Genomic DNA, 310 nt, shown 5'->3' on the forward strand with positions numbered 1-310 from the left:
ACCCTGGGCTGGGCCCTGCCGTCGGCGGCACTGGCCGCCCGGCTGCCGCTGCTCTGGACGGCCTTCGCCGCACTGCTGGCGGGCGGCACCGCTGCGGTCGTCCACACGCTCTTCACCACGACGACCCAGCAGAACGTCCCACCCGACGTCCGGGCCCGGAGCAACTCCTTCGGGGCCCTGGGGGCATTCGTCCTCGGCCCGGTCGGCCTGGCACTAGCTGGCCCGGGCGCCGACCACAGTGGGACCTCGGCGGTGCGCGGTTTCGGCGCGCCGTGGCAACTGGCGGCGGCCGGCGCCGTCCTCGCGGTCT

1 pseudogene is annotated in these 310 nt (G+C 76.1%); it reads left to right on the top strand.

From position 1 onward, the window contains the following. A pseudogene (locus UK12_RS42585) lies at positions 1–310 on the top strand (MFS transporter); the annotation flags it as partial.

This window comes from Saccharothrix sp. ST-888 (genome assembly GCF_000955975.1).
In the GTDB taxonomy this organism is placed as follows: domain Bacteria; phylum Actinomycetota; class Actinomycetes; order Streptomycetales; family Streptomycetaceae; genus Kitasatospora.